This window comes from Thiomicrorhabdus sp. Milos-T2 (genome assembly GCF_000702325.1).
In the GTDB taxonomy this organism is placed as follows: domain Bacteria; phylum Pseudomonadota; class Gammaproteobacteria; order Thiomicrospirales; family Thiomicrospiraceae; genus Thiomicrorhabdus.
This window is the reverse complement of the sequence record NZ_KL370891.1, coordinates 2,039,436-2,062,402: the sequence shown is the minus strand read 5'-3', so window position 1 is coordinate 2,062,402 and position 22,967 is coordinate 2,039,436. Positions and strand designations below refer to the sequence as shown.

The 22,967-nt window shown below is 38.4% G+C and carries 22 protein-coding genes; 9 read left to right on the top strand and 13 right to left on the bottom strand.

The genetic code is table 11. From position 1 onward, the window contains the following. On the bottom strand, nt 1–1,347 hold the full coding sequence (locus tag BS34_RS0109360; protein WP_029408262.1) for a Y-family DNA polymerase: 1,347 nt from the start codon (nt 1,345–1,347) through the stop codon (nt 1–3). A 78-nt stretch (nt 1,348–1,425) separates the two neighbouring features. Between BS34_RS0109360 and BS34_RS0109355 the strand changes: the two genes are divergently transcribed. The 5 genes from BS34_RS0109355 (at nt 1,426) to BS34_RS0109335 (ending at nt 7,794) form a co-directional block, all read left to right on the top strand. Continuing rightward, nucleotides 1,426–2,073 carry a LexA family protein gene (locus tag BS34_RS0109355; RefSeq protein WP_029408261.1) on the top strand — a complete coding sequence of 216 codons (648 nt, stop codon included), beginning with the start codon at nt 1,426–1,428 and terminating at the stop codon, nt 2,071–2,073. Between the two features lie 175 nt (nt 2,074–2,248). Next, on the top strand, nt 2,249–4,132 hold the full coding sequence (locus tag BS34_RS12665; protein ID WP_051640780.1) for a sensor domain-containing diguanylate cyclase: 1,884 nt from the start codon (nt 2,249–2,251) through the stop codon (nt 4,130–4,132). Nucleotides 4,133–4,354: 222 nt separating this feature from the next. Further along, a complete protein-coding gene (gene gcvH / locus BS34_RS0109345; RefSeq protein WP_029408259.1) occupies nt 4,355–4,741 on the top strand; it encodes a glycine cleavage system protein GcvH in 387 nt (128 codons plus the stop codon). A 595-nt stretch (nt 4,742–5,336) separates the two neighbouring features. Continuing rightward, nucleotides 5,337–6,530 (top strand): class I SAM-dependent rRNA methyltransferase, encoded by a 1,194-nt coding sequence (locus tag BS34_RS0109340; protein WP_029408258.1) that lies wholly within the window; start codon nt 5,337–5,339, stop codon nt 6,528–6,530. 34 nt (nt 6,531–6,564) lie between these two features. After that, nucleotides 6,565–7,794 carry a hypothetical protein gene (locus tag BS34_RS0109335; RefSeq protein WP_029408257.1) on the top strand — a complete coding sequence of 410 codons (1,230 nt, stop codon included), beginning with the start codon at nt 6,565–6,567 and terminating at the stop codon, nt 7,792–7,794. A gap of 323 nt (nt 7,795–8,117) precedes the next feature. Here BS34_RS0109335 and lysA read toward each other — a convergent pair whose 3' ends face one another. Together lysA and BS34_RS0109325 are read right to left on the bottom strand one after the other, a co-directional pair. Then, a complete protein-coding gene (gene lysA / locus BS34_RS0109330) occupies nt 8,118–9,371 on the bottom strand; it encodes a diaminopimelate decarboxylase (RefSeq protein WP_029408256.1) in 1,254 nt (417 codons plus the stop codon). Further along, nucleotides 9,368–9,565, bottom strand: coding sequence for an LPS translocon maturation chaperone LptM (locus BS34_RS0109325; protein WP_029408255.1), 198 nt, complete (start codon nt 9,563–9,565; stop codon nt 9,368–9,370). The genes lysA and BS34_RS0109325 overlap by 4 nt, the downstream gene beginning before the upstream one ends. A 428-nt stretch (nt 9,566–9,993) precedes the next feature. On the opposite strand from BS34_RS0109325, the gene BS34_RS0109320 reads away from it, so the two are divergent. The 3 genes from BS34_RS0109320 to BS34_RS0109310 are packed head-to-tail and all read left to right on the top strand — an operon-like array spanning nt 9,994 to nt 12,234. Further along, nucleotides 9,994–10,698 carry an alpha/beta hydrolase gene (locus BS34_RS0109320; protein WP_233993184.1) on the top strand — a complete coding sequence of 235 codons (705 nt, stop codon included), beginning with the start codon at nt 9,994–9,996 and terminating at the stop codon, nt 10,696–10,698. A 39-nt stretch (nt 10,699–10,737) separates the two neighbouring features. Next, nucleotides 10,738–11,274: a HugZ family pyridoxamine 5'-phosphate oxidase gene (locus BS34_RS0109315; RefSeq protein ID WP_029408253.1), complete on the top strand. Its 537-nt coding sequence runs from the start codon at nt 10,738–10,740 to the stop codon at nt 11,272–11,274. A gap of 36 nt (nt 11,275–11,310) precedes the next feature. Then, entirely contained in the window at nt 11,311–12,234 is a 924-nt protein-coding gene (locus BS34_RS0109310; RefSeq protein WP_029408252.1) for a PilZ domain-containing protein, read from the top strand. A gap of 65 nt (nt 12,235–12,299) precedes the next feature. On the opposite strand, the gene BS34_RS12330 is transcribed toward BS34_RS0109310, so the two are convergent. The 9 genes from BS34_RS12330 to proC all read right to left on the bottom strand — a co-directional run bounded on the left by BS34_RS12330 (nt 12,300) and on the right by proC (nt 20,539). Next, the gene (locus tag BS34_RS12330; RefSeq protein WP_051640779.1) at nt 12,300–12,722 is read right to left on the bottom strand and encodes a hypothetical protein; all 423 of its coding nucleotides are present in this window, start codon (nt 12,720–12,722) and stop codon (nt 12,300–12,302) included. A 111-nt stretch (nt 12,723–12,833) separates the two neighbouring features. Further along, the gene (locus BS34_RS0109300; RefSeq protein WP_029408250.1) at nt 12,834–13,781 is read right to left on the bottom strand and encodes a PilZ domain-containing protein; all 948 of its coding nucleotides are present in this window, start codon (nt 13,779–13,781) and stop codon (nt 12,834–12,836) included. A gap of 41 nt (nt 13,782–13,822) precedes the next feature. Continuing rightward, nucleotides 13,823–14,101, bottom strand: coding sequence for a FeoC-like transcriptional regulator (locus BS34_RS0109295; RefSeq protein ID WP_029408249.1), 279 nt, complete (start codon nt 14,099–14,101; stop codon nt 13,823–13,825). A gap of 11 nt (nt 14,102–14,112) precedes the next feature. Continuing rightward, complete coding sequence (gene feoB / locus BS34_RS0109290) at nt 14,113–16,443, bottom strand: Fe(2+) transporter permease subunit FeoB (protein WP_029408248.1); 2,331 nt, start codon at nt 16,441–16,443, stop codon at nt 14,113–14,115. Further along, a complete protein-coding gene (locus BS34_RS0109285; protein WP_029408247.1) occupies nt 16,440–16,682 on the bottom strand; it encodes a FeoA family protein in 243 nt (80 codons plus the stop codon). Before BS34_RS0109285 ends, feoB begins: the two co-directional genes overlap by 4 nt. A 679-nt stretch (nt 16,683–17,361) precedes the next feature. Beyond that, nucleotides 17,362–17,964, bottom strand: a complete 603-nt coding sequence (metW, locus tag BS34_RS0109280) for a methionine biosynthesis protein MetW (protein WP_199774097.1) — start codon at nt 17,962–17,964, stop codon at nt 17,362–17,364. A gap of 5 nt (nt 17,965–17,969) precedes the next feature. Then, on the bottom strand, nt 17,970–19,127 hold the full coding sequence (locus BS34_RS0109275; RefSeq protein WP_029408245.1) for a homoserine O-succinyltransferase MetX: 1,158 nt from the start codon (nt 19,125–19,127) through the stop codon (nt 17,970–17,972). A gap of 6 nt (nt 19,128–19,133) precedes the next feature. Next, entirely contained in the window at nt 19,134–19,712 is a 579-nt protein-coding gene (locus BS34_RS0109270) for a YggT family protein (protein ID WP_029408244.1), read from the bottom strand. Continuing rightward, nucleotides 19,712–20,539 carry a pyrroline-5-carboxylate reductase gene (gene proC / locus BS34_RS0109265; RefSeq protein WP_029408243.1) on the bottom strand — a complete coding sequence of 276 codons (828 nt, stop codon included), beginning with the start codon at nt 20,537–20,539 and terminating at the stop codon, nt 19,712–19,714. The genes BS34_RS0109270 and proC overlap by 1 nt, the downstream gene beginning before the upstream one ends. A gap of 430 nt (nt 20,540–20,969) precedes the next feature. Here proC and BS34_RS0109260 point away from each other — a divergent pair, with 430 nt between their 5' ends. Beyond that, nucleotides 20,970–21,974 carry a hypothetical protein gene (locus BS34_RS0109260; protein ID WP_051640778.1) on the top strand — a complete coding sequence of 335 codons (1,005 nt, stop codon included), beginning with the start codon at nt 20,970–20,972 and terminating at the stop codon, nt 21,972–21,974. Nucleotides 21,975–22,104: 130 nt separating this feature from the next. On the opposite strand, the gene BS34_RS0109255 is transcribed toward BS34_RS0109260, so the two are convergent. Beyond that, nucleotides 22,105–22,803, bottom strand: a complete 699-nt coding sequence (locus BS34_RS0109255; protein WP_029408241.1) for a YggS family pyridoxal phosphate-dependent enzyme — start codon at nt 22,801–22,803, stop codon at nt 22,105–22,107. Nucleotides 22,804–22,967: the final 164 nt, after the last annotated feature.

Here is a 22,967-nt window from a genome sequence, read left to right as displayed (position 1 = left end):
TTATCCGGCATAGGCTTTTAGTAGTTCTTCCCATCGCGTGGTATAGCGCTTGGACATTAAATTACGGTTCATTTGCCAACGATTTTTTTGCAATCCACTACTCGCCAGCTGTAAGGTGTTTTTACCCATTTTTTGATTAATGTTATCTAATGCTTTCATTAAGTTATCGGATTTAGGATTACCTGAATATTGTGGGTTAGGTGCAAATAAATCAGGCTGTAAGTTGGTTTTAGTTTGAATGTTAGTCAGCATAACGCCTGCTTTTTGGTATTCATATCCTTCGTACCAAATATGTTGTAGAGCTCGTAAGGCAATTTTGGTTAATAAAATTGTGCTGTCGGTTGGGTAAATAAGTGGCAGTGTGTATTGGTTTTGATATTGTGCTAAATGGGTTTGATAGCGCGGTGTGTTAATAAATACGGTTAACGCTTGGCAGGTGCTTTGTTGCTTACGCAGTTTAGCCGCCGCCGTTGCGGTATAGCTGCTGACGGCTTCTCGCATTGTCGTAAAATCTAGCACGTTTTGTCCAAAAGAGCGTGATGAAACAATATTTTGTTTGTTATCTGGTTTTTCATGAAAATCAAAGCAAGCTTGACCATTAAGCTCTAAAGCGATGCGTTCAACGTTAACCGAAAAGCGTTTTCTAAGTGTTTTACTGTTCGCGCTTTTTAAATCGTATACGGTTTTAATCTCTTGATTAATGAGTTGTTCAGAAAGACGTTTGCCAATACCCCATACCTTGCCGACTTTAACTTTTTTATATAATGCATCTAATGCCGATTCTGGCATTTGGGTTAAATCTAAAACGCCATCAGCATTGGTTTTAGCTAAATGGTTAGCCAGTTTAGCTTGGGTTTTTGAGTGCCCAATGCCTACCGCAACCGGAATACCAATCCATTGCGCAATGCGTTTTTTTAAAGCCAAAGCGTGTGAGTGTAAACTCTCTTTTGGCATGCCGGTAAAATCTAAAAAGCTTTCATCAATAGAGTAAATTTCTTGTCTTGTGGCAAACTGTGCACTAATGGCATGCATGCGTTGGCTCATATCCGCATAGAGTTCGTAATTTGAGCTAAATACGGCTGTGTTGTAACGCTTTAATAAAGGCGCGACTTTAAAAAAGGGTTGAAACATCATGCTGTCTGGCGTAGCAGCATGATATCCACCAGAGCCCATACTATTGGTTTTTATGTGTTGTAAATCTAGGTTTTTCGCAATTTGATTAGCCGCCACAATGCAACCATCATTATTTGATAAAACCACAACTGGGCGATTTACCAGGCCTGGTTGAAAGGCTATTTGGCAGGAGGCATAAAACGAGTTTCCGTCAACTAAAGCGTAAATGGTCATTTAATTTTGTCATAGTGTATAATTTAATTTTGAAAAGTGTAACATAAATCAAAGTAAATTGAACATGAGTAAAAAACAATGACTAAAAAGCAAAATAATGGGATTTCTGACGTTTCTCGAGGTGGCGTTCGTCAAGGTGCTGGGCGCAAGAAAGGGTCTGGTAAATTTGGTGAGCCAACCAAAGTCATGCGTATCCCTCAGTCTAAGGTTTCGGCTATCCAGGCCTGGTTAAATTTGCAAAACAGCCAAAGTTTACAATCGGCGCAAGACATTATCCCTTCTAACCAAGCACAAAGTGATTCGCCTTTTGTTTGGCATTTACCGCCAGAGGAGACTGAACCTGCTGAATTGCCATTGTATGCCCATAAAGTGGTAGCTGGGTTTCCCAGTCCCGCAGAGGATTATATAGAGGCACGTTTGGATTTAAATGAAAAACTGATTCGCAATAAAGAGGCGACTTTTTTATTGTCTGTACAGGGCGATTCTATGAAGGATGTTGGGATTTTAGATGGTGATATTCTAGTGGTGGATAGAAGTATTGAGCCACAAGATGGAAAAATAGTTATTGCTGCTCTAGATGGCGAGTTGACGGTAAAACGATTGTCTATGAAATCAACAGGGACTTGGTTAGTTCCTGAAAATGAAAACTACCCTCCGATTTTAGTGAGAGAGTCTTCTGATATTGTGATTTGGGGAGTGGTAACGGCAACAATTTCTCAGTTTTAGCTTCGCACATATTCTCGTGTTTATGCCCTGTGGGTGCAAAGCTCTTTAAGTGTTATTAATATGGGTATAAATAGCTTAACCGCAATGAGATTTGCAACCCTTTGTGAAAAGGCGCAAAATTAAACTAAGCTTAAAGTGAAGTGAGCTAAAAAAGAGAAGAGGCATTATTAAATTTATGAATTTTTTTAAACATGCTAAACCTTTAATCATCTCGACGTTGTTAGCCACACTGCTTATGATGTTTGCTATTTACTGGCTATATGGAAGCGCTAAGGCGCAGCTTTATGCTGATGTGCAATCTAAGTATTACCATACTCTAAATGGCGAAATTAATAGCCTAATCAATCACCGGCGGGAAGCTTCTATTGCACTTGCAATAGTCTTATCTGAAAATCACGAAGTACGTAGTTTTGTTTGTCAGGAATGTCATACCCACCCTGAGTCATCATTTTCTTTACGTCGAATTTTGGATGAGTTGGCGTTGCACGCTCAATATAAAGGCTTTTGGATTCAGGTTTTAGATAAAGAGGGCATCAGCCGTTATCGCAGCTGGACAGATAAAGTGGGGGATTCTTTAGTTTCTGTTAGAGCAGATGTACGAAAAATGTTAAGAACCCCACAAGTCATTCAAAGTGTAAGTGTAGGTAAATTTAGCTTAACGTTAAAATCAATGGTGCCTTTGTTAGACAACAATAATCAACTGATTGGGATTGTTGAGGTCATTTCTAATATTACACCTTTAGCGGAACGTTTAAAAAATAGCCAGGGAATAGAGTCGGTTATTTTGGTCGATAAGCGTTATAAAAGGCAGTTGACTAAGGCATTGAGTCAAAGTTTTATAAACGATTACTATGTAGCTAACTTCCCTGTTTTAAAAGAGAATGCCGTTTATTTAGAAGATATGGCGGATCAACGGTTTGCTAAAAGCCTTGATATTAGCGTTAATCATCACCGAGTCATTACTCAACATGCAATTAAAAATGATAGTGGACTTGTGTTGGGTTATTGGTTTACCTTTAGTTCAGATGAAGTCTTGAATGTTATAGACATTGAACAACTCAAAAAACGTTATTTATATGTTGCCATTATGGTAACGATACTGAGCTTATTGTTAATGTTTGTTTATCTATTTAAGACTCGTTCAGATACCAGCTTAAGCTACTATCGCCATGTTTTGGATTCGGCTTCAGAGATTATTTTTGTAAGTAATCATCATCGGATTATAGAAGCCAATCAACAGTTTTTTGAATTTTATTCTGACTTTGCTTCTATTGATGAATTTCTTAAAGAATATGCTTGTGTGTGCGATACCTTTGAAATTAACGATGGGTATTTGCAAACTGAAATGGAGGGCGTTTATTGGTTAGATTATGTTTTAAAACATCCTGACAAACAACATAAAGCGATGATAAAAAAACAGGGTGAGCTTCATTATTTTGTGATTAAAGTTGCTGAAATTAACCTTTATGACAAGCCGCTATTTAGTGTCATTATGCATGATATTACCGAGCAAGAAACTTACAAGCAACGTTTAGAGCTCTTGTCAGAAACGGATACGTTAACGGGAATTTCCAATCGTCTGGTGTTTAATAGAACACTTATTCAAGAGATACAACGCTCGCATCGTTATCATTCCGATTTAGCTTTGTTAATGTTTGATGTAGATTATTTTAAAAACATTAATGATACTTTTGGTCATGAAGTGGGCGACCAAGTTTTAATTGCTTTAAGTGAAGAGGTTAAACGTTTACTACGTGAAACGGATGTGTTTTGTCGAATTGGTGGAGAGGAATTTGTCATTATTATGCCTGAAACCAGTTTGGAATTTGCTTACCAAACCGCAGAACGTTTACGTAAATCCATAGAAAATTTACCAGCTAATATTTTACCTACGCAGTTAACGGTTAGCTTTGGTGTGGCTGGAATGACTCGATGGGATAATGACAAAACAATGTTTAAACGAGTTGATAAAGCCCTTTACAAAGCTAAAGAAAATGGCCGAAACCGAGTTGAAAAAGCTGAAATGACAGATGATTCATCTGCAGGCATTCATTTGTAAGTTTGGTGACGCTTTTAAACATTACTCATGCATACTCAGTATAATAACGATTTTTGCATAGAGCCGATTTGAATAGGAGCGGTAATCTAGGCAAAAGGTGTGTTTAAAACGTTGAGTATAGAAAGCCATCCAATATTTTTCCCACAATGAAAACCTATTCTCTTAAATCCATGAGAATCTTTGCATTTATCTCTTGTAAAGATCGCAGATAAAGGAAATCGTATGAGTGTTTTACCTAGTCATTTAAAGTACGCTGAAACCCACGAGTGGGTTTATATTGATGAGAATGGTGTTGCCACCGTAGGGATTACCGATTTTGCTCAAGAATCTTTGGGTGAATTAATGAGTGTGACTTATCCTGAATTAGGGACAGATATTGCCGCAGGGGAAGAAGCCATGTCACTTGAATCGGTGAAATCAGCATCGGATATTTTTGCTCCAGTCAGTGGAGAAATTATCGCTATTAATGAAGATTTGGAAGAAGACCCTGAATTAATCAATGAAGAGCCTTACGATGGTGGGTGGTTATTTAAAATTGCCGCACATGATGAGGCAGAATTAGAAGATTTATTGACGGATGATGAATATCAAAAACTGATTGATGGTTAAGTTTACAAAGCGGTTTACAATTAAAAAATCTAGTTAGTCAGAGTCAACGACCTATTTGAAGAGGCTTAACCTTTTTGGTTAAACCTCTTCTTTATTTTATGTTCTCATAATATCTAAACGCTTAGATTTAATCAGACAGTTCAGCGATTGAGAAGCCTTTTTAAATATTAACCGTTGCCTTAAATATTGTCACTCAGGCTTCCCGTTACTTTTTGCAATTTGGCAAAAAGTAACCAAAAAACAAACCCCACTCCATAAATGGGCAAGTTCTAAGTTTGTGAACTGAAAACGCTGAACTCGCTGCACTCAAACAGCAGCGTTTTTTGACCGTTCACTACACTAAGAACTTTGCGCCATTTATTACAAGGGGACTTAAGGCGTTTGTCCAAGCTTCAATATCAAGCATCACAAAAGTGAAAAATAATTCTAATCTCATGATGATGGGTTATTAAATTAGTATAGTATTTGACTGTTGTTTTTTCAGGTTAAGTTCAATTTTTACAAATTAATAGAGACCTTTGCACAAGTCTCTATTAATAATTGAACTTGAGACCATTGAACATAAAAACTAAGCATAAGAAAAAGAGAGTATTTCATGTTAGCCAGCCTACGATTAAAAAAGAATGAAGAACGCCGTATTAAACAAGGTCATGTTTGGGTATATAGCAATGAAGTGGATACCACGGCGACGCCATTAAAAGCTTTTGAGCCGGGTCAACAAGTGATTGTTGAGGCTTCCAACGGAAAGTCATTAGGCTTAGCATTTGTTAACCCTAATACATTAATTTGTGCACGTATTTTAAGCCGTAGCACCAAGGTTGAATTCAATATTAAGTTTCTTAAAAAACGCATTCAGGCAGCGCAAGCTTTACGTGAATTGAATTTTGATCAACCCTTTTATCGTTTAGTTTTTGGTGATTCAGATGGTTTACCAGGCCTGGTAATTGATCGTTTTGGTGATGTTTTCTCGGTACAGATTACTACGGCAGGTATGGAAGTCGTTAAAGACGATATTCTTCAAGTATTAGAGAATTTGTACCATCCTCAAGCTATTGTGATGAAAAATGACACATCTAGTCGAACTCTAGAGGGGTTACCTTTGTATGAAGAGGTGGTGGCAGGAGAATTACCTGACTCTTTAGTGATTACTGAAAACGATACCTTGTTTGAAATTCCGGTTCAAGAGGGGCAAAAAACAGGTTGGTTTTATGACCATCGTTGTTCACGTCAACGTTTGCAAAAACTGGTAGAAGATAAACGTGTGCTGGATGTGTTTAGTTATTTAGGCGGCTGGGGCGTTGCGGCAGCAAATGCTGGTGCTGAAACGGTAACTTGTGTAGATGCTTCTGAATTTGCGTTAGATGGAGTTGATCATAACGCGGCTTTAAATGGGGTAGCAGACAAAATGACCACCATTCAAGGGAATGCGTTTGATGTATTAAATGCCTTGAAAATGGAAGCTGAGAAGTTTGATATCGTCATTGTTGATCCTCCTGCGTTTATTAAACGTAAAAAAGACTTTAAACAGGGCTTTGAAGCTTATCGCCGTATTAATGAATTAGCAATGCGTCTATTAGAAAAAGACGGTATTTTGGTTTCCGCCTCCTGTTCTCATCATTTAACACGAGATAATTTATTACAAGCCGTTCAGTCTGCTTCACGTCATATTGATCGTAATGTGCAATTGTTTGAACAAGGGCATCAAGGGCCAGATCATCCCATTCATCCCGCTATTCCAGAAACTGAATATATCAAAACCCTATTCTTTAAAGTTTCGGCAAGCTGGTAATGGTATTTTAAAGTAGAGGATGCGAGTTAACGCGATGAAAACGCCTGGCCTGTTAACGGCTCAAGACCGTAAACAAAAAATGCTCGCTAAATTTTGTTTTTGGGATGAGTTTGAGCAAAAACTTTATATAGATGCTCGCACGCTCTTTCCGCAAGAAGGCGTGGTCACTATTATTAGTTGGGATAATATGATGCTTAACGCTCAACCTATTCCAAACTACCCTAGCTATTTCAAAATGATGGGGTGGTCTAATCACCCTCAGTTCTCTGATTGGCGTAAACAAATCCCTAAATGGGTTCAAGATAGTTGTGCGTTGTTTCCATCACATCAAATGACATTGCTGCACTACGCAGGAAAATATCCACAGGTTTTTGAGTTGCTTGATCATGCCCCCATGCTGGCGTGGAGATTGGTGACTTCAGGATTGGAGGAACCTGAAATAGTGGCTTTATTATCTGGCAAAAGAGCGCAAATCGCACAAAGCATTGGTTGGCCTGGAAAGGCCGAAACCATCAAGTTTTTAACCAACTTACGCTTACGCTGGGTAACGAAAGAAATTGCTGAACAGATAGAAACCTGCTTATTAGACGAACAGCGATTAAATGCCTTGCAAACGCTGCCAAGAATTAACTCTATGGCCTTATCTTTAGCGGCACGTTTTCCGGAATTAATTGGCAGTAAATTGCATCATGCCTTAGCACAATTGCCTTGTCGGCCAATGCAATGTCAAAGCATGTTGGCCCTCTTAGAGGATGCCTACCGTGCGGCAGAATTTTTGCAGTACAGCGATGATGTTGTCGATAAGATAGGAAAATGTCGTTATTTGGTAGAAGTCAGCGAACTCTACCAGGCCTGGTTAGTTGAAGCGATTAATCAAAGTCGTGATGCCAAAATTAAGCAGCATGGCGCCACTCAAAAACACTTAAAGCAACGTTTAACCACTGAGCCACAAGTAATGCATGGATTAGACGACTGGATTACGTTGACTCAAATTCAGCAACACATTTGGTTAACAGAATATATTGCGCATGAAGAAGCTCTTAAGCAAACAAAAAACCAAGGTATTTTAGTTGCTTGGAAAGATGAAGAGGGCATATGGGCAGCGTTAACTTATGCGCATTTACCTGAGAGTCCGCAAGTGACGAATAATGTCATGGAAATGAACTCTATTCTAAGAGTAAGAGGCCTAGAAAATAGCTTGCCAGGAGCAAAACAACTCTCCACCCTGCATCTATGGCAAGCCAGTCAGCTAAGGCAAGAATAAAGCTAAAGTGAGCGTTTGGGTTCTATTGCAAAGATCTCTTAATATTGAAGCTACCAGGCCTGGTAGCTTAATTAAAGTAAATATAAATAAAGCCAGTATAAAGTTAATATAAATGAAGAGGGTTTGTATTTAGCGCTAAGTTATTTAAAATAAAAGGATTTTAGTTAACATTCTAAAATTCATTATTTCCATAAATCCAAAATATGTCATTACCCGGCTTGACCGGGTAATCTCTATTTTGCTCTAGGTTGATTGCTTAACGATTTTTAAACAATCTTCGAGTAAAGTAGGTCAGCAGCTAAGCATATTAGATTAATTTTGAATTAATCCTGGATAATCTGCTCTGTTCCCATTAGGTCTTCATAGGTTTCACGTGGTCGAATTAACCAGGCCTGGTTATCTTTTACCATGACTTCAGCCGCTCTTGGGCGAGTATTGTAGTTTGAGCTCATGGTAAAGCCATAAGCACCGGCCGATTTAACCACTAATAAATCGCCTGCTTTTAAATTAAGAGTACGGTCTTTTCCTAAGAAATCGCCGGTTTCACAAACCGGTCCAACTAAATCCCATTGTGCTGTTTCACCGTCGGTTCTTGGAACTACAGGCACAATATCCTGATAGGCCTGGTAGAGGGCTGGACGAATTAAATCATTCATCGCCGCATCAATAATGGCAAAGTTTTTGTGTTCAGTTGGTTTTAAGTATTCTACTTCGGTTACCAAAACACCGGCATTACCGGCAATTGCTCGCCCAGGTTCAATAATGACTTCAACGCTGGAATCATTCAATTTATGTAATAAGGCTTGAATGTAGTCTTTGATAAGTGGTGGGGTTTCATCGGTGTATTCAATACCAAGACCGCCACCTAAATCGAGGTGATGAATGTCAATTCCCATCTCTGCTAAGGTGTTTTTTAAGGTTAATACACGCTCTAACGCATCAACAAAAGGGGTGATTTCAGTTAATTGCGAACCAATATGGCAGTCAATACCGATGGGGTTAATATGTGAACAGGCGCAGGCATCAGCATATAATTCAGGTGCGGTATTGATATCTACCCCAAACTTATTATCTTTAAGGCCGGTAGAGATGTAAGGGTGCGTTTTAGCATCCACATCTGGATTCACTCGAATAGAGATATTGGCAATTAAATCCATCTGTTCAGCTACGGTTTGAATACGAGTGAGTTCTGCGTGTGATTCTAAGTTAAAACAACGAATGCCCACTTCTAAAGCACGACGAATTTCTGCTGATTGCTTAGCAACACCAGAAAAAACCACTTTTTTAGGGTCTCCTCCGGCTTTTAAAACGCGCTCTAATTCACCCAAAGAGACAATATCAAAGCCCGCACCTAGTTTAGCTAAGACATTTAATACGGCAATATTTGAGTTGGTTTTTACCGCATAACAAACTAAATGTGGCTGCGATTCAAAAGCGGAATCAAAGGCTGTCCAGCGGTTTTCAAGTTCGCTACGAGAATAGATGTAAAGCGGAGTACCAAATTCTTTGGCTAAAGATTCAATACTAACGTTTTCGGCATAAAGCCCGTCGTTTTTATAGCTAAACGCTGGAGTCATGATTTGTCCTGTTGCAATCGGGTTTGGATAGTGGCTAATCTTAAAGCTTGCTGCGGCATATTGATACTAGAGACCTTAGAAGTATTCATCGCTTGTTTTTTTGGCTCATCAGGTAAGTAGAGCGGCCCTTTTTTACCACAAGCGGATAGCATGATTGAGCATAAGATAATGCTAATTAAAAGTGGATTTGGCACGATTTACATCCTATTGTTGTGAATCTACGTTGAACTTATTCTTATTAACTTATTCTTATTGCAAGCCAAGCTAAAAATGGAATTTAGCCATCTTTAAAAAGCCGTTATTTTAACAGAGGAAAACAAATAACTCACGATAGAAAATCGCTGGCATAGAGAATCTTTTAACAAATCTATCTTAGTGCAGGGCTTATAGTCCGTCATTTACCGTGACTAGGCATGGTGAGACCTTTGCACGAGAGTATGCACGAGTAAAAATGGTTAAAATTCACCTGATTTTTGTTGAAAAACTTGCGAATAGCTAGCTATTCCCTGCGTTTCCCGCCGCAATCAGGCAAATTTTTCCTCATTTTTCTTTCGTACATACTCTCGTGCAAAGGTCTCATGGTAAAATTCCTATCATTCTTTTTTAGGAGATTAAGTTCATAATGAGCTCTATTAATAACCCAACTATGAAACCTAGCTATACCTTAGCCGATTTAGATGAAAGTATTGTGGTTGAGCCGCAAGAAAAAGCAACCTCTGTGGTGATTTGGTTGCATGGTTTAGGTGCGGATGGTCATGATTTTGAAGGGATTTTGCCACAACTTCAGTTGCCAGAAAATCATACCATTCGCTTTATTTTTCCTCATGCTCCTGTGCAACCAGTAACCATTAATGGCGGTATGACCATGCGCTCTTGGTATGACATAGTGTCCATGGAGATAGCCGACAGAGTTGATATAAATGGTGTTGAACAATCGGTTGCGGTGATTAATGAAAGTATCGACCAGCAAAAACAGCTTGGTATTGAGGTAAAAAACATTTTGTTAGCGGGTTTTTCTCAAGGCGGTTTAATAGCCTTAAATGCAGGACTAAATTGTTCTGAATCATTGGCCGGTATCTTAGCCTTATCCACTTATTATCCTGAGCCTTGTTTTAAGGAAAGTATTAACCGTTCAGCTATTTGCCCCATTTTTATGGCGCATGGTAATTACGATCAAGTCATTCCTATAACGGTTGCACAAGATTCAAAGAACTTTCTTGAATCTAAGGGAATTGAAATTGAATGGCGTACTTATCCCATGGAGCATAGTGTCTGCATGCAAGAAATTGAAGATATTGCCGATTGGATAAAAGCCCGTTTACTGTAAGAGACCTTTGCAAAGGTCTATATAAATCTAAGGTGAGATATGACTAATCAACAACAATGCAAAGCCTTTTTTAAAAGTAAAAAAAGCCTAGTGTTAAGTACGTTAGATGCAACAGGACAACTTGAAACCAGTGTGGCTCCGTTTGTTTTGTATGATGAAAAAATCTATATCTATGTCAGTGAATTAGCTAAACATACTCAAAACTTATTGTGGCTAATTGAGGGTAATCGTTATCACACCCAATCCCAAGGACAAGACACCTTAGATTTTGATTTACCAGGCCTGGTAAGTGCAATTTTAATCGCTGATGAAGCACAAGCAGAACAGCTCTTTGCTAGAGAACGTATGACTTTGCAATTGTTAGCCAATGAGGTTGAAAGAGAGAATAGTGATTATTCTAAAGTTTTAGGGCTATTTCAGCAGCAGTTTGGCGAGGTTGTTGATGTGCTTAGTGGGTTAAGTGATTTTCATATGATTCAATTAAGCATAGTCAAAGGCGGTTATGTTAAAGGATTTGGTCAGGCTTTTGCTTTTGAAAGCAAGCCCTGTGATAATTTAACCCCGGTCTTTAGATGAGACCTTTGCTCGAGAAATTAATTAGGATTCTTCTTTATGTCTAACAACGCCCGTCGTTACTTTCGTTACGATGTAATTTTACCCATGCATCTAGAGCCGGTTGACCGCTATGGAAAACATTTAAGTGCTGAGCGTAGGGAATTGATTTCTTTGGCTGAAGAAGAGGGTTTAAAAGAGTTAAATGCCCAGTTAAGTGGTTGGTTAGAAAAAGTGTTTGATGCTAGTTCCAATGCGCTTTATGTATTTTATGTGTTAAATCATCGTTTAGATTTTATGTGGTGGTTGATTGAACATTTAATGGAGTCGAATGATCCACGTTTAGCCGATGATTATAAGTTTAGAACCCGAGAAGATAAGAAATTTAGCCCTCCTTCAAGTAAGAAGTCGTCATCTATTGGGCCGTTAATTTTAGGTTTATATGAACAAATCAATCAGTATATTGAGGAGTTGCAAACCGTTGTAACAGGCAGTGTTGATGGTAAGATTTTTATCTATTCCAAAGCCTCGTTAGAGGTTTTTGATGATAAAAAATATGTTAAAAACCTTGATGAATTAGCTCAAAGTGGCGTTTTGCCCGCTAAGGTACTTCGTTTGATGTTAGATAAGTTGAACTTACAAGCCAAGGTATTAGAAAGACTAAAAGAGGCTTATAGAGAGATTTCCCACTCGCATGAATGGAAGAATTATCGGGTGAACTTAAGCGCGGGTGGTTTTAGTTTTTTATCAACCTCGCCTTATAAACTGTTTAGTATTATGGATGTCTTTATGGATATTGACGGTGAAATACTCATTTGTAGAGGTAAAATTATCTTTCAGAAAGAGACCAACGAACAGATTCATCCCTATCGAGTTGGTGTTGAATTTGATTTGCTAACCTCTGAGCAGGAACAAAAGATAACCTTGTTTGAACAGCGTAAAGAGCTTAGAGATGCCATTGTTTCAGTTGCTTTATCTTATTAATGGCTGGCGGGTTAAGTCTGAACTTCTGGTGATAAAGGCATATAAAGGCCATCTAAGACCTTTTTTTATGTATTTGAACTATGTTGAATACGAATATTAGCCTGTTTTGTTTGAATGGCTGTTTTAATCCAGCGGGCAAAGCTAGGGTGCTCTGAAAGTACCGACTGATATAGTTCCATAGGGTCGTTAGCGGATAAACCGCGTGCATAACAGGCTATTTCAATGAGTTTATCTATATAACGATTGGGAAAGTTAACTTCGATTTTAAAATAGCTTATTTTAGTTAAAATAACCGCATCTAAAACAGCTGACCATTGATCTTCTGATAAGGGAAAGCGATCTTTTAAAAATTCAGAAGGTCCTTCTAATTTGAATGAAAGCATATCTTTTAAACTTGAGTAACGAATGAGGTCCGCAGCGGCTGCTCTGACTGAAAAAGGTAAGGCATCCATAAAACTAGCATCAATGTCGTGATTACTTCCGGGCATTTTTTTGGGTTCTCAATGGTGTTTGGACAATTCGTTATCTGTAATGGCTTAGCGGTATTATTTATTAATTAGTTATTAATTAGTTATTAACTTGGTTATTAATAAACTCTCTTATGAGTATAAAGCAAATTTCATGCACTCTTTGACTTCTTGCTTTTGAATCTCATTTTGTATATAGTCTTGGTCGTTTCCATTTGGAAATTCAAAGTTAATTGCTACCCGTTCTCTGTGGTTTTCATTGTCTTCACGTAAGTCAACCACACTGCCATCAAAGTTAATGATTTTATTGTCGTGTTCAAAATACAAATAAACATCGACTCGAGAGTACAATTCAAATCTTTTAGGAAGTAAAACGGCTAATCCACTCGCACTTAAGTTGCCAATTTGATTTGGCCAGTTTTCAGGAAACTGTTTGATGTAATTATCATCGTTAATTTGTCGATAAACATCTAGATAGGCTTCTAAGAATTCTGCTAAGTGTAATATCGCTTGAATTAGCGGTATCTTTGAAAATTTGGGGTTTTGAAAAACGCCTATCATTTCGTCAAGTTTATATCCGATGGGCAAAAGACCCTCAACATAAAAGTGTTCAGGCGTAGATTGGCCAATGCTATTAGTTAAGCGTTGTAAATAACTTAAATACTTTTCTTCAATTAATGATAAGTATTGAAATGTCTTAGGCGAGCTAGCTTTAATACTATGAATGGAAGAGAACCCTTCTAGCTTCTCTTTTACTTTCAACCAATAACTAACATCATTTTTGGGGTTGACACCAATAGAGACGTTTTTGGCACATTCCCCAAAAAACTCAATGTCTTCAATAACATCGTTAAAAATTTTTGTGACCAATTCGCTCTGTTCTTTGATTTTTTCAACAGAGTGAATAGTATGATATTTTTTAGTTTCAATCATATCGACTAAAGTTGGTGGAAAGTAGTCGGCACCAGTAGCATAAATTTCACGGTCTTTGATAGGAGAGCTCGGCACGATAAAAAAGCGTATAGGTATATCTACACGATGAAAGCGTCGAGCATTGCCTTTTCTGAACCATTTATTCATGCAGTATCGAACCTAAAATATTTGTTGTATTGAGTGGTATTCTAAAGAATTTGTACCGGAATTGATAGCGGTTTAATCGGTTTATCAATCCATTGAAAATCTGAACCTTTGCTAACTTGATGACATGTACTTGAACATTTACCTGATGAGCATGAATCGGTATTAGTATTGGGTATTAATTCTTGAATATGGCCTTGTTGGAGTAGAGGTTCCATTAAGCCTATTGCGGCTTGCTCATCAATATCAAAATGACGTTGAATATCTTGAAGAGAGACACGTTCATGGCGTTTAATATATTTTTTTAAATCTAATAAAATCATACGCAATTACCTTAGAGTGCAGCAGTTTGATTTCTGTAAGGTTTTCCTTGCTTCCATAATGCTGCCACCAAAATAGCAAAGGCTAAAAGAATTATGCCAATCCAACTTAATGTTTGTAGAGGGTGTTGTGAATAGGTTGCTATTTGATAAAAACCTACTGCTACGCTATAGCCTAAAAACATACTCCAACTCCCACTGTATATCGCCCAACGCCAGCCCAACTCCTGTTTAATCGCTCCAAACGTGGCAACACAAGGAAAGTACAATAAAATTAATAATAGGTAAGCGTATGCGCCTATTTTGCCATCAAAAAATTGCACCATTTTATCAAGTGTAGAAGGTGTAAAGCCTTGTTCTTCTGCAATTTCATTTTTATCAGCAACGCCATCAATCGACTGTAAACCTAATGGGTCAGGTATGTCGTAAAATATGTTTGATACATTTTCAGGTATCGTTTTTAGCGCTTCTTGTATCGCCCCAACAAAGTCATAGCTATAGTGTTCTATCGTTTCTTGTTCAGCGCTTTGATAAAGTGCATCTAAAGAACCCACAACCACTTCTTTAGCCAGTAAACCGGTAAATAATCCTACCGTAGCAGGCCAGTTTTCTTCTGTGATGCCCAAGGGTTCTACAATAGGGGTTGCCGCCTTGGCGACGGTACTAAGCACAGATGAAGGTTGATTTTCATGTCCAAAGGTGCCATTTGTTCCTAAACTGTTAAAGAAGTTTAAGACTAATACCACTAATACAATGACTTTACCCGCATCTAAAATAAAGCTTTTTAGCTTATTACGTGTATTCAATAACACATTGATAACCGCTGGCTTATTGTAGATAGGCAGTTCCATTAATAGAGCAGGGGCTTCACCGGGAAGCAGTGTTTTCTTTAATAAAATAGCGGTGAGAATAGCGGCTAAGATTCCCACAAGATAAAGTGAGAATACTATCAACGCTGCGTTTTCACTAAAGAATGCAGTAGCAAACATGACATAAACGGTTAAACGTGCACTACAAGACATAAAGGGAGTCATCATGATCGTCATAATGCGATCACGTTGGTCGGGTAAGGTACGGCTTGCTAGTACAGCAGGGATGTTACAACCAAAACCTACCACTAACGGTATAAATGCTTGTCCGGATAAACCCAGGCGGCGCATTAAACCATCCATAATTAAAGCGGCTCGTTGCATATAGCCGGTTTCTTCCATAATTGAGAGCAGTAAAAAAAGAGCTCCAATAACAGGAATAAAGGTTGCCACAACTTGCATACCGCCACCAATACCATTTGCCAAAAAGGCAATGACCCATTCAGGTGCATGAATAGAGTGTAATAGTGCAGAAGGTCCATCCACAAAGAGTGCTTGTGCGCCTAAATCAAAAAAGTCTAAGAATGCATTTCCTATGCTAATAGAGAGTGCAAATACTAGATACATAATGGTTAAGAAAATGGGCATCCCTAAAAGGGGGTGCAAAGTCCAGCGGTCAATGCTATCGGTCGTGTTTCGGGTAAATTGATCCGTATTTTCTTGACTGGCATGAGTGGCATCATGGGCATACTGAAAGTATAAGTCAGCCGCAATAAGTGCTAAATCTTCTTCGTAATGGGTTTCGATTTTTTTCTTTTCAGTTTCACAAAAACTTTGCAATTCAAGAGGAGCTACCTTTGGCTCAATTAGCATTTGTAATGTCTTCCAGCAAGATTCTGAATCAGGGTTTTGCTGTTCGTTTCTTACCGCATGCACAGAAGTATGCAAGGCTTCTGGGAGGTCAAAATGCAAATCAGTATGCTTATTTAGCATTTGAGGAAGGTGTTGTTTGAGTTGGTCAATCCCTTTGTTGTAATAAGCAGAAACAGGAATAACCGGGCAACCTAATTGTTGAGAGAGCTTATCGACATCTATATGTAAATTACGCTCTTTAAGTAAATCCATGCGGTTTAGCACCACAACAACGGGTAATCCCATATGTAACAATTGAGCGGTTAAAAATAATTGGCGCTCTAAGCTCGTTGCATCCACAATATTTAGAACTAGATCAACGGGCTGACACTTTAGGAAAGAGGTCGTCACTTTCTCATCTAATCCGCTCTGTTCAGAATGCTCTAGACTGTAAACCCCAGGAAGGTCAATGAGATGATATAACTTATCATTCAGCTCAAAATTTCCTGTTTTTTGTTCAACGGTTACGCCAGGCCAATTTCCTGTAGTTTGTTGCGAACCCGTAAGACGATTAAATAGTGTGGTTTTGCCACAGTTTGGGCTACCAATTAGCGCAATTTGATAGGCGTGTTTTCCTAATGGTATTTGTTTTTTAAACTTAATTTTGGGTTTGATAACGGTCATGCTAAAGGTTCTACTTGAATATATTCGGCCATGTTTTTATCAATGGCAAAACGGCTACCATCAACGCTGATGACGAGGTTGTGACCTCTTGTTAATATCATTTCAACAATACTATGAGTGTGAAAGCCTAAGTTTACTAAGCGCAGTTTCATCTCTAACTTGCCATTTAAGGCTACTATTTGACAGACTTGGCCAGTATGGCATTGTGATAATTGGATGGAGTGTTGGGGTGCTTGCATAAGGTTTCAAATGATAATAGTTTTTATTTAGAAGTAGGATATCAAAACAAATTCTTAAATGCAATTAATTCTCAATAAAAGGGTTGACGACTTTTCGGAGCTTGTTATTAAGAGTTTTTTTAATACCATTTATGTCAGGTTACCAGGCCTGGTGAGTTTAAATAATTAGAACCTTTGAAAAAAATAAATAATGGAGTGGATACACTATTTAGTACATAGATTGAGAAGCCTTTTAAAATATTACACCTTTGCCTTAAATTTTGTCACTCAGGCTTCCTGTTACTTTTTGCAATTTGGCAAAAAGTAACCAAACGAAGAACTTGGCTGTAGAGCCAAGAAAAAACAAACCCCACTCCATAAATAGGCAAGTTCTAAGCTTGTGAACTGAAAACGCTGAACTCGCTACGCTCAAACAGCAGCGTTTTTTTACCGTTCACTACGCTAAGAATCTTGCACCATTTATTACAAGGGGACTTAAGGCGTTTGTCCAAGCTTCAATATTAATCATTCAAAAGTGAAAACAATTCAAATCTAATTATGATTTGTTATTAAATTAGGATAGTAATTGACTGCTGAAATGTCAGATTAAGTTCAATTTTTTACATATAACAATACATATAACAAATTGAATTTTAGAGAGCTTTGCACAAGTGAGGTTAGTGCAAAACTCTTGTTTAGATTACGATTTCTTTTGTACTTGATATAAAGCGACTTCACCTAATAAGTTAGGGGCAATTCGCATGCCCATAGTGGAGCGATGTTGTGCGTTTACAACGGTTCTGGCTACGACTTCTAAACCTTTCTCTTCACATAAATCTTCAAAGTCATTAAAGGTACACATATGAATATTGGGGGTGTCATACCAGCGATAAGGAAGGGTATCGGTTTCTGGCATACGACCATTTGTGAGTAATTGTAGGCGCATACGCCAATGCCCAAAGTTAGGAAACGTAATAATGCACTGTTTACCAATGGCGAGCATGTCATCTAATAATTCATCTGGACGGCTCACCACTTGCAAGGCCTGGGTCATAATGACAAAATCAAAAGAGTTTTCATCAAAGTATTCCGCTAAATCATGGTTGTTTAAATCACTTTGAATGACATTAATATCTTTTTGAATAGCCTGCACATTCTTTTTAGGGTCTAACTCCATTCCGTAGCCGGTAATTGAATAGGTATCAATAAGGTGCTCTAGTAAAGTACCGTCACCGCAACCTAAGTCAAGAACTCGGCTATTTGGGGTTATCCAATCGGAGATAAGTTTAAACTCTGGAGAAATCTGTTTCATTTTTGCTCTCCATTTTGACTGTGCTCAGGCAATTCATTAACTAGTTTTTGCATGTAAGCTCTAAATACTGCTTCATAATGTTCATTGGGTAATAAAAATGCATCATGACCATGTTCAGATTCTACTTCCGCATAGCTCACATTGGCATCGTTATCCAATAATGCTTTTACAATTTCATGTGATCGTTGTGGTGAAAAACGCCAGTCAGATGTAAATGAAACCACTAAAAACTTAGCGGTTGCTTGAGCAAGGGCTTTTGTTAAATTGTGATCAAACTCTGCTGCTGGGTCAAAATAGTCTAAGGCTTTAGTCATGAGCAGATAAGTATTGGCATCAAAGTTCTGTTTGGTTGCAAATTTTTCACCTTGATAGCGTAAATAGCTCTCAACCTGGAACTCTACCCCATAGTTATATTGCAATTTGTCTTCACGTAATTCACGTCCAAACTTTGATCCCATCATGTCATCAGATAGATACGTTAAATGTCCTAACATTCTGGCTAATGAAAGCCCTTGTTTAGGAATGGTATTGTTTTCAAGGTAACGTCCATCATGAAATTCTGGATCTGTCATAATGGCGCGACGCGCCACTTCGTTAAACGCAATATTTTGCGCCGAGAGTTTAGGTGCGGCGGCAATAACTAAGGCGTGACGTAATTTATCAGGATAATCAATCGCCCACTGTAAAACCTGCATTCCGCCCATAGAACCACCAATTAAGGCCGCCCATTGCTCAATACCTAAATGTTTACGTAATTCATTTTGACTGTTAACCCAATCACGACAAGTCATCATTGGAAAGTCTGGACCATAGACTTTGCCTGTTTCAGGGTTAAGACTAGTGGGGCCAGTACTGCCGCGGCAACCCCCTAAGTTGTTAGAACTGACGACAAAGAATTTGTTGGTATCTACCGGTTTTCCTGGTCCAATATAACCATCCCACCAACCTGGTTTTTGGTCTTTATCTAGGCCGGCAACATGGTGGTCACCACTTAACGCATGGCAAACTAATATGGCATTTGAAGCGTCAGCATTTAGCTCGCCGTAGGTTTCATAAACCAAGTCATAACGGGGCAGTTCAGCACCACTTACTAAGGTTAGCGGGCGCTCTACTTGAAGGAGTTGTGGTGTAATTACACCTAAACTTTGGGACATTGATTCTTAACCTATCATTTGCTGAGCAATTTGGGTGATTGATCCAAGCACCACAATTTGAAAAAGTTTGATTGCTAAAATAGCAAAGATTGGCGATAAATCCATGCCGCTAATCGGTGGGATTAGACGTCTAAAAGGATCTAAAATAGGCTGGGTTAATTGATTGAAAATCACGGTATTTGGGTTATATCCAGGTGATACCCAACTTAATACGGCTTGAATAATAATTAACCAAAACATCATATCTAATAATTGATTAGCAATTTCAGTCATTGAAGCCAAAGCAATAAACGGCACACTAAAATCACGAGCCGTAAAATAGCCCACTAAAACCACAAATATTGCTTGAATAATCACGGCAGAAATAATGGCTGACCAGTCCCAACGAGTTTTAGCGGGGATGATTTTATTAAGCGGAGCGCAAACAGGGTTCGTTACTTTTGCAATAAACTGCACAATAGGATTATTCCAATCGGCATAAGTCGCCCGCATTAAAAATCGTAACATCAACGCAAAAATAACTAAGCCAACGATGGCTTGCATTAAAAATAATCCGCCCTGTCCAACAGGTGAAGTCATTTCCATTAGGCTTTTCCTCCAAGTTCATTTGCCAGTTCTTGTGCACGGGTTTGTGAAGCTTTCATTGCGTTTTCTACTATTTGGTGTAATCCCGCATTTTCAAAGCTTTGTAGAGCTTTTTCGGTAGTACCATTTGGAGAGGTCACATTTTGACGTAAGGTCGCACAGTCTTGCTGACTCTCTAAGGCCATTTTTGAGGCTCCCAAAGCGGTTTGCAAAGTTAATAAATGGGCGGTTTTTTCATCTAAGCCTAGTTTTTGAGCGGTTTGTTCCATGGCTTCCATAAACATAAAATAATAGGCTGGGCCACTACCAGAAAGAGCAGTTACCGCATCCAGTTTAGACTCTTCATCAACCCAAACCGTAATTCCCGCCGCTCGTAAAATGTGTTCAGCTTGGCTCTGTTGCTCTTGAGAAACGGATGCATTCGCAAACAGTCCCGTTGCTCCAGTTTGAATCAGGGCTGGGGTATTTGGCATAGTTCTAACAATTGCCATGTTATCACCTAACCAGCGGTTAATATCGTTTGAGCGAATGCCTGCGGCAACCGAAATAATTAGCGGTTTTTTCGCTTGAACCGCCTCAGTAATCGTTTGGCAAACTGATTCAAATACCTGAGGTTTAACAGCTAAAACCACTATGTCAGATTTAGAAACGGCTTCTGCGTTATCTGCTAAGCAGTGAATGCCAAATTTTTGAGTCACCGCATTGCGTTGCGCCTCAGTAGGGTCGGTAGCAATAATGTTCTGTTGGTTATAACCACTGGCTATTAACCCGCCAATAAGACTTTGCGCCATGTTCCCTGCGCCAATAAAACAGATAGTAGTATTCATAATTATTCAGTATTTCCTGTCAAATGTTTAGACAAATGGCCTGTAAAAAGATAGAAAATATTATACGCTATCTTTTATATGAAATTGTAGAAGAGACCTTTGTAAGAGATGGTTGCGTGAATAAAAATGGTTAAAAGCTGTGTGATTTTTGTTCAAAAACTTACCAAATAGCGAGCGGTTAGTTACGGTTTTCACTTAAATCAGGCATTTTTTTTACACCTGACTCGCGCAAAACCCTCTTAGTTCAAATTAAATTTTGAATTAAACAATCGTTATCTCAATGAAATTATTAAAGTTAATAAGTTTTATGCCGATAACTTTTTTATAAAAGTTCTAATCTATAATCAAAACTATTTAATGTCGCATTACACAAGTTACCTTACACAAGGTAGATTACACAAGGGTTAGCGATAAGAAAGAGGATTGTTCCATGCCAAATACTATTACTGATAATCCGTTTTTAAAGCAACTTTTTGAGAATAAAGATGCGAATAAAAACAATAAACCCGGTCAGGATGTTTCTGAATTAGCCAAAGCTAAACAACAAGCCGATCAAGTTGCCCAACAAGCGAATATGGGCGATGTTTCCTATGACCCAAGTAGCAAAGCTCTGCAGTCCATGGCCAGTATGCAACAAGTGGAACGGGCTTATCAATATAGTGAAACCACGAGATTACAACTTACCACTAAAGAGGGCGATAAGGTCTCGGTAGATTTTCGTCAATTGTATGCACAGTATCAATCTTATAAAGAGATGCATTCAGAAGAACAAGGGCCTAAAGGCGTGCGTCAGTTTGATAGTCGAGAAGCGATGGAAATGACGGCATTTGAAGAGCAGTTTGCTTTTAGCGTAGACGGCGATTTAAATGAAGATGAGCTTAAAGCGGTATTTGATGTATTTGAACAGGTAGACACATTATCCAATCAATTTTTTGATGGCAATATTGAGAAGGCTTTACAACAAGCAAATGAGCTTCAAATTGATTTTGGACAGTTAAGTAGCATTAGTCTTAATTTGACTCAGTCTGAATCTATGGCTGTTCGCCAACAACAAGCGGCTTTGGCAGAATATAGTGACGTGCAAAAGCAGACTAACCCAGAAGAAACTGATGAAACGGCTGATGACTATGGCGTGAATATGGCCGATTTACCGCCGTATTTACAAACTTGGCAAGACACAATTAATCATTTAGACGAGCAGTTTCAAAACTCTCAAGATTTCTTAAATGGATTAATGGGCGAAATCAATGCTCAGCGTTTTCCTGATCAAGATACTCGCCCTGGTTGGTTAGAAAGAGTTCGTGCGTTTCATGAAGAATTAATGGCAATGGCAAATAAAGAGTCAGAAAAGACTTTACAAGAGCCCACTGAAGTAACGCCAACAGAAAATAGTGAAACGCCTTTGCCAGAAGAAAATCTTGTGAATAATGATTAAGTGATAAAAGCTTAGATTTAATCAGACAGTATAAATATTGAGAAGCCTGTTTAAAGATTAAGGCAAAGGCTAATACTTCAAAAGGCTTCTCAATCGCTGTACTTTTTGAATACATCGAAGCTTTTACATGTTATTTTTGGCTATAGTCTCTGGCACCAAAAATATCAGTTCCTATTCGCACAATGCTTGCGCCTTCATAAATCGCGGCTTCCAAATCTCCTGACATTCCCATTGATAAGGTATCCAGATTTTGGTTGGGTAATGAATCCTGTAATTTAGATAAAAGCTGATGCATCTCAGTAAAGGGTTTACGTTGTTCTTCTAAAGAAGCAGCCGGTTGAGGAATGGCCATTAGTCCTCTTAATTGTAAATTAGGAAGCTGGGCAATTTGCGGTGCAATTTCTAATAACTCTTTAGGGGTAAATCCCGCTTTTGAAGGCGCTTCACTAATATTGATTTCCAGTAAAATGTTTAACGGTGGTAAGGCTTCAGGGCGTTGCATGCTTAAACGTTGAGCAATTTTTAAGCGATCAACACTATGCACCCATTGAAAGTTTTCGGCTATCGGTTTTGTTTTATTAGATTGAATCGGACCAATAAAATGCCATTCAAGGTTAGGCAAAACTTCAATTTTACTTAGCGCTTCTTGCAGGTAATTTTCACCAAAAGCAACTTGGCCATGTTCTGCTAATTGTTTAATGTCTTCAATTGGCTTGGTTTTACTTACGGCCAATAAATGCACAGATTCAGGGGCACGTTTGGCATTTAAGCAGGCCTGGTTAATTCGGTGTTTAACGTTTTCATAACGGGTAATAATAGAATCAGACATCAGTAATCCAGTCGTTTTTATAGTTGGGTAAATAAGTATATTTTAATCAATTACCAGGCCTGGTGCTTTTTAATACGGTCACCGACCTTCAAAAAGTTCTCTTTTAGTTTTATAAATGTAAATTATTCTTAATCAATTATTAAAAAAAATCTTGTATAACCCTA

Coding starts and splice junctions, on each gene's coding strand:
- BS34_RS0109360 (WP_029408262.1), bottom strand. CDS start 1,347: ATGACCATTTACGCTTTAGTTGACGGAAACTCGTTTTATGCCTCCTGC.
- BS34_RS0109355 (WP_029408261.1), top strand. CDS start 1,426: ATGACTAAAAAGCAAAATAATGGGATTTCTGACGTTTCTCGAGGTGGC.
- BS34_RS12665 (WP_051640780.1), top strand. CDS start 2,249: ATGAATTTTTTTAAACATGCTAAACCTTTAATCATCTCGACGTTGTTA.
- gcvH (WP_029408259.1), top strand. CDS start 4,355: ATGAGTGTTTTACCTAGTCATTTAAAGTACGCTGAAACCCACGAGTGG.
- BS34_RS0109340 (WP_029408258.1), top strand. CDS start 5,337: ATGTTAGCCAGCCTACGATTAAAAAAGAATGAAGAACGCCGTATTAAA.
- BS34_RS0109335 (WP_029408257.1), top strand. CDS start 6,565: ATGAAAACGCCTGGCCTGTTAACGGCTCAAGACCGTAAACAAAAAATG.
- lysA (WP_029408256.1), bottom strand. CDS start 9,371: ATGACTCCAGCGTTTAGCTATAAAAACGACGGGCTTTATGCCGAAAAC.
- BS34_RS0109320 (WP_233993184.1), top strand. CDS start 9,994: ATGAGCTCTATTAATAACCCAACTATGAAACCTAGCTATACCTTAGCC.
- BS34_RS0109315 (WP_029408253.1), top strand. CDS start 10,738: ATGACTAATCAACAACAATGCAAAGCCTTTTTTAAAAGTAAAAAAAGC.
- BS34_RS0109310 (WP_029408252.1), top strand. CDS start 11,311: ATGTCTAACAACGCCCGTCGTTACTTTCGTTACGATGTAATTTTACCC.
- BS34_RS12330 (WP_051640779.1), bottom strand. CDS start 12,722: ATGCCCGGAAGTAATCACGACATTGATGCTAGTTTTATGGATGCCTTA.
- BS34_RS0109300 (WP_029408250.1), bottom strand. CDS start 13,781: ATGAATAAATGGTTCAGAAAAGGCAATGCTCGACGCTTTCATCGTGTA.
- BS34_RS0109295 (WP_029408249.1), bottom strand. CDS start 14,101: ATGATTTTATTAGATTTAAAAAAATATATTAAACGCCATGAACGTGTC.
- feoB (WP_029408248.1), bottom strand. CDS start 16,443: ATGACCGTTATCAAACCCAAAATTAAGTTTAAAAAACAAATACCATTA.
- BS34_RS0109285 (WP_029408247.1), bottom strand. CDS start 16,682: ATGCAAGCACCCCAACACTCCATCCAATTATCACAATGCCATACTGGC.
- BS34_RS0109275 (WP_029408245.1), bottom strand. CDS start 19,127: ATGTCCCAAAGTTTAGGTGTAATTACACCACAACTCCTTCAAGTAGAG.
- BS34_RS0109270 (WP_029408244.1), bottom strand. CDS start 19,712: ATGGAAATGACTTCACCTGTTGGACAGGGCGGATTATTTTTAATGCAA.
- proC (WP_029408243.1), bottom strand. CDS start 20,539: ATGAATACTACTATCTGTTTTATTGGCGCAGGGAACATGGCGCAAAGT.
- BS34_RS0109260 (WP_051640778.1), top strand. CDS start 20,970: ATGCCAAATACTATTACTGATAATCCGTTTTTAAAGCAACTTTTTGAG.
- BS34_RS0109255 (WP_029408241.1), bottom strand. CDS start 22,803: ATGTCTGATTCTATTATTACCCGTTATGAAAACGTTAAACACCGAATT.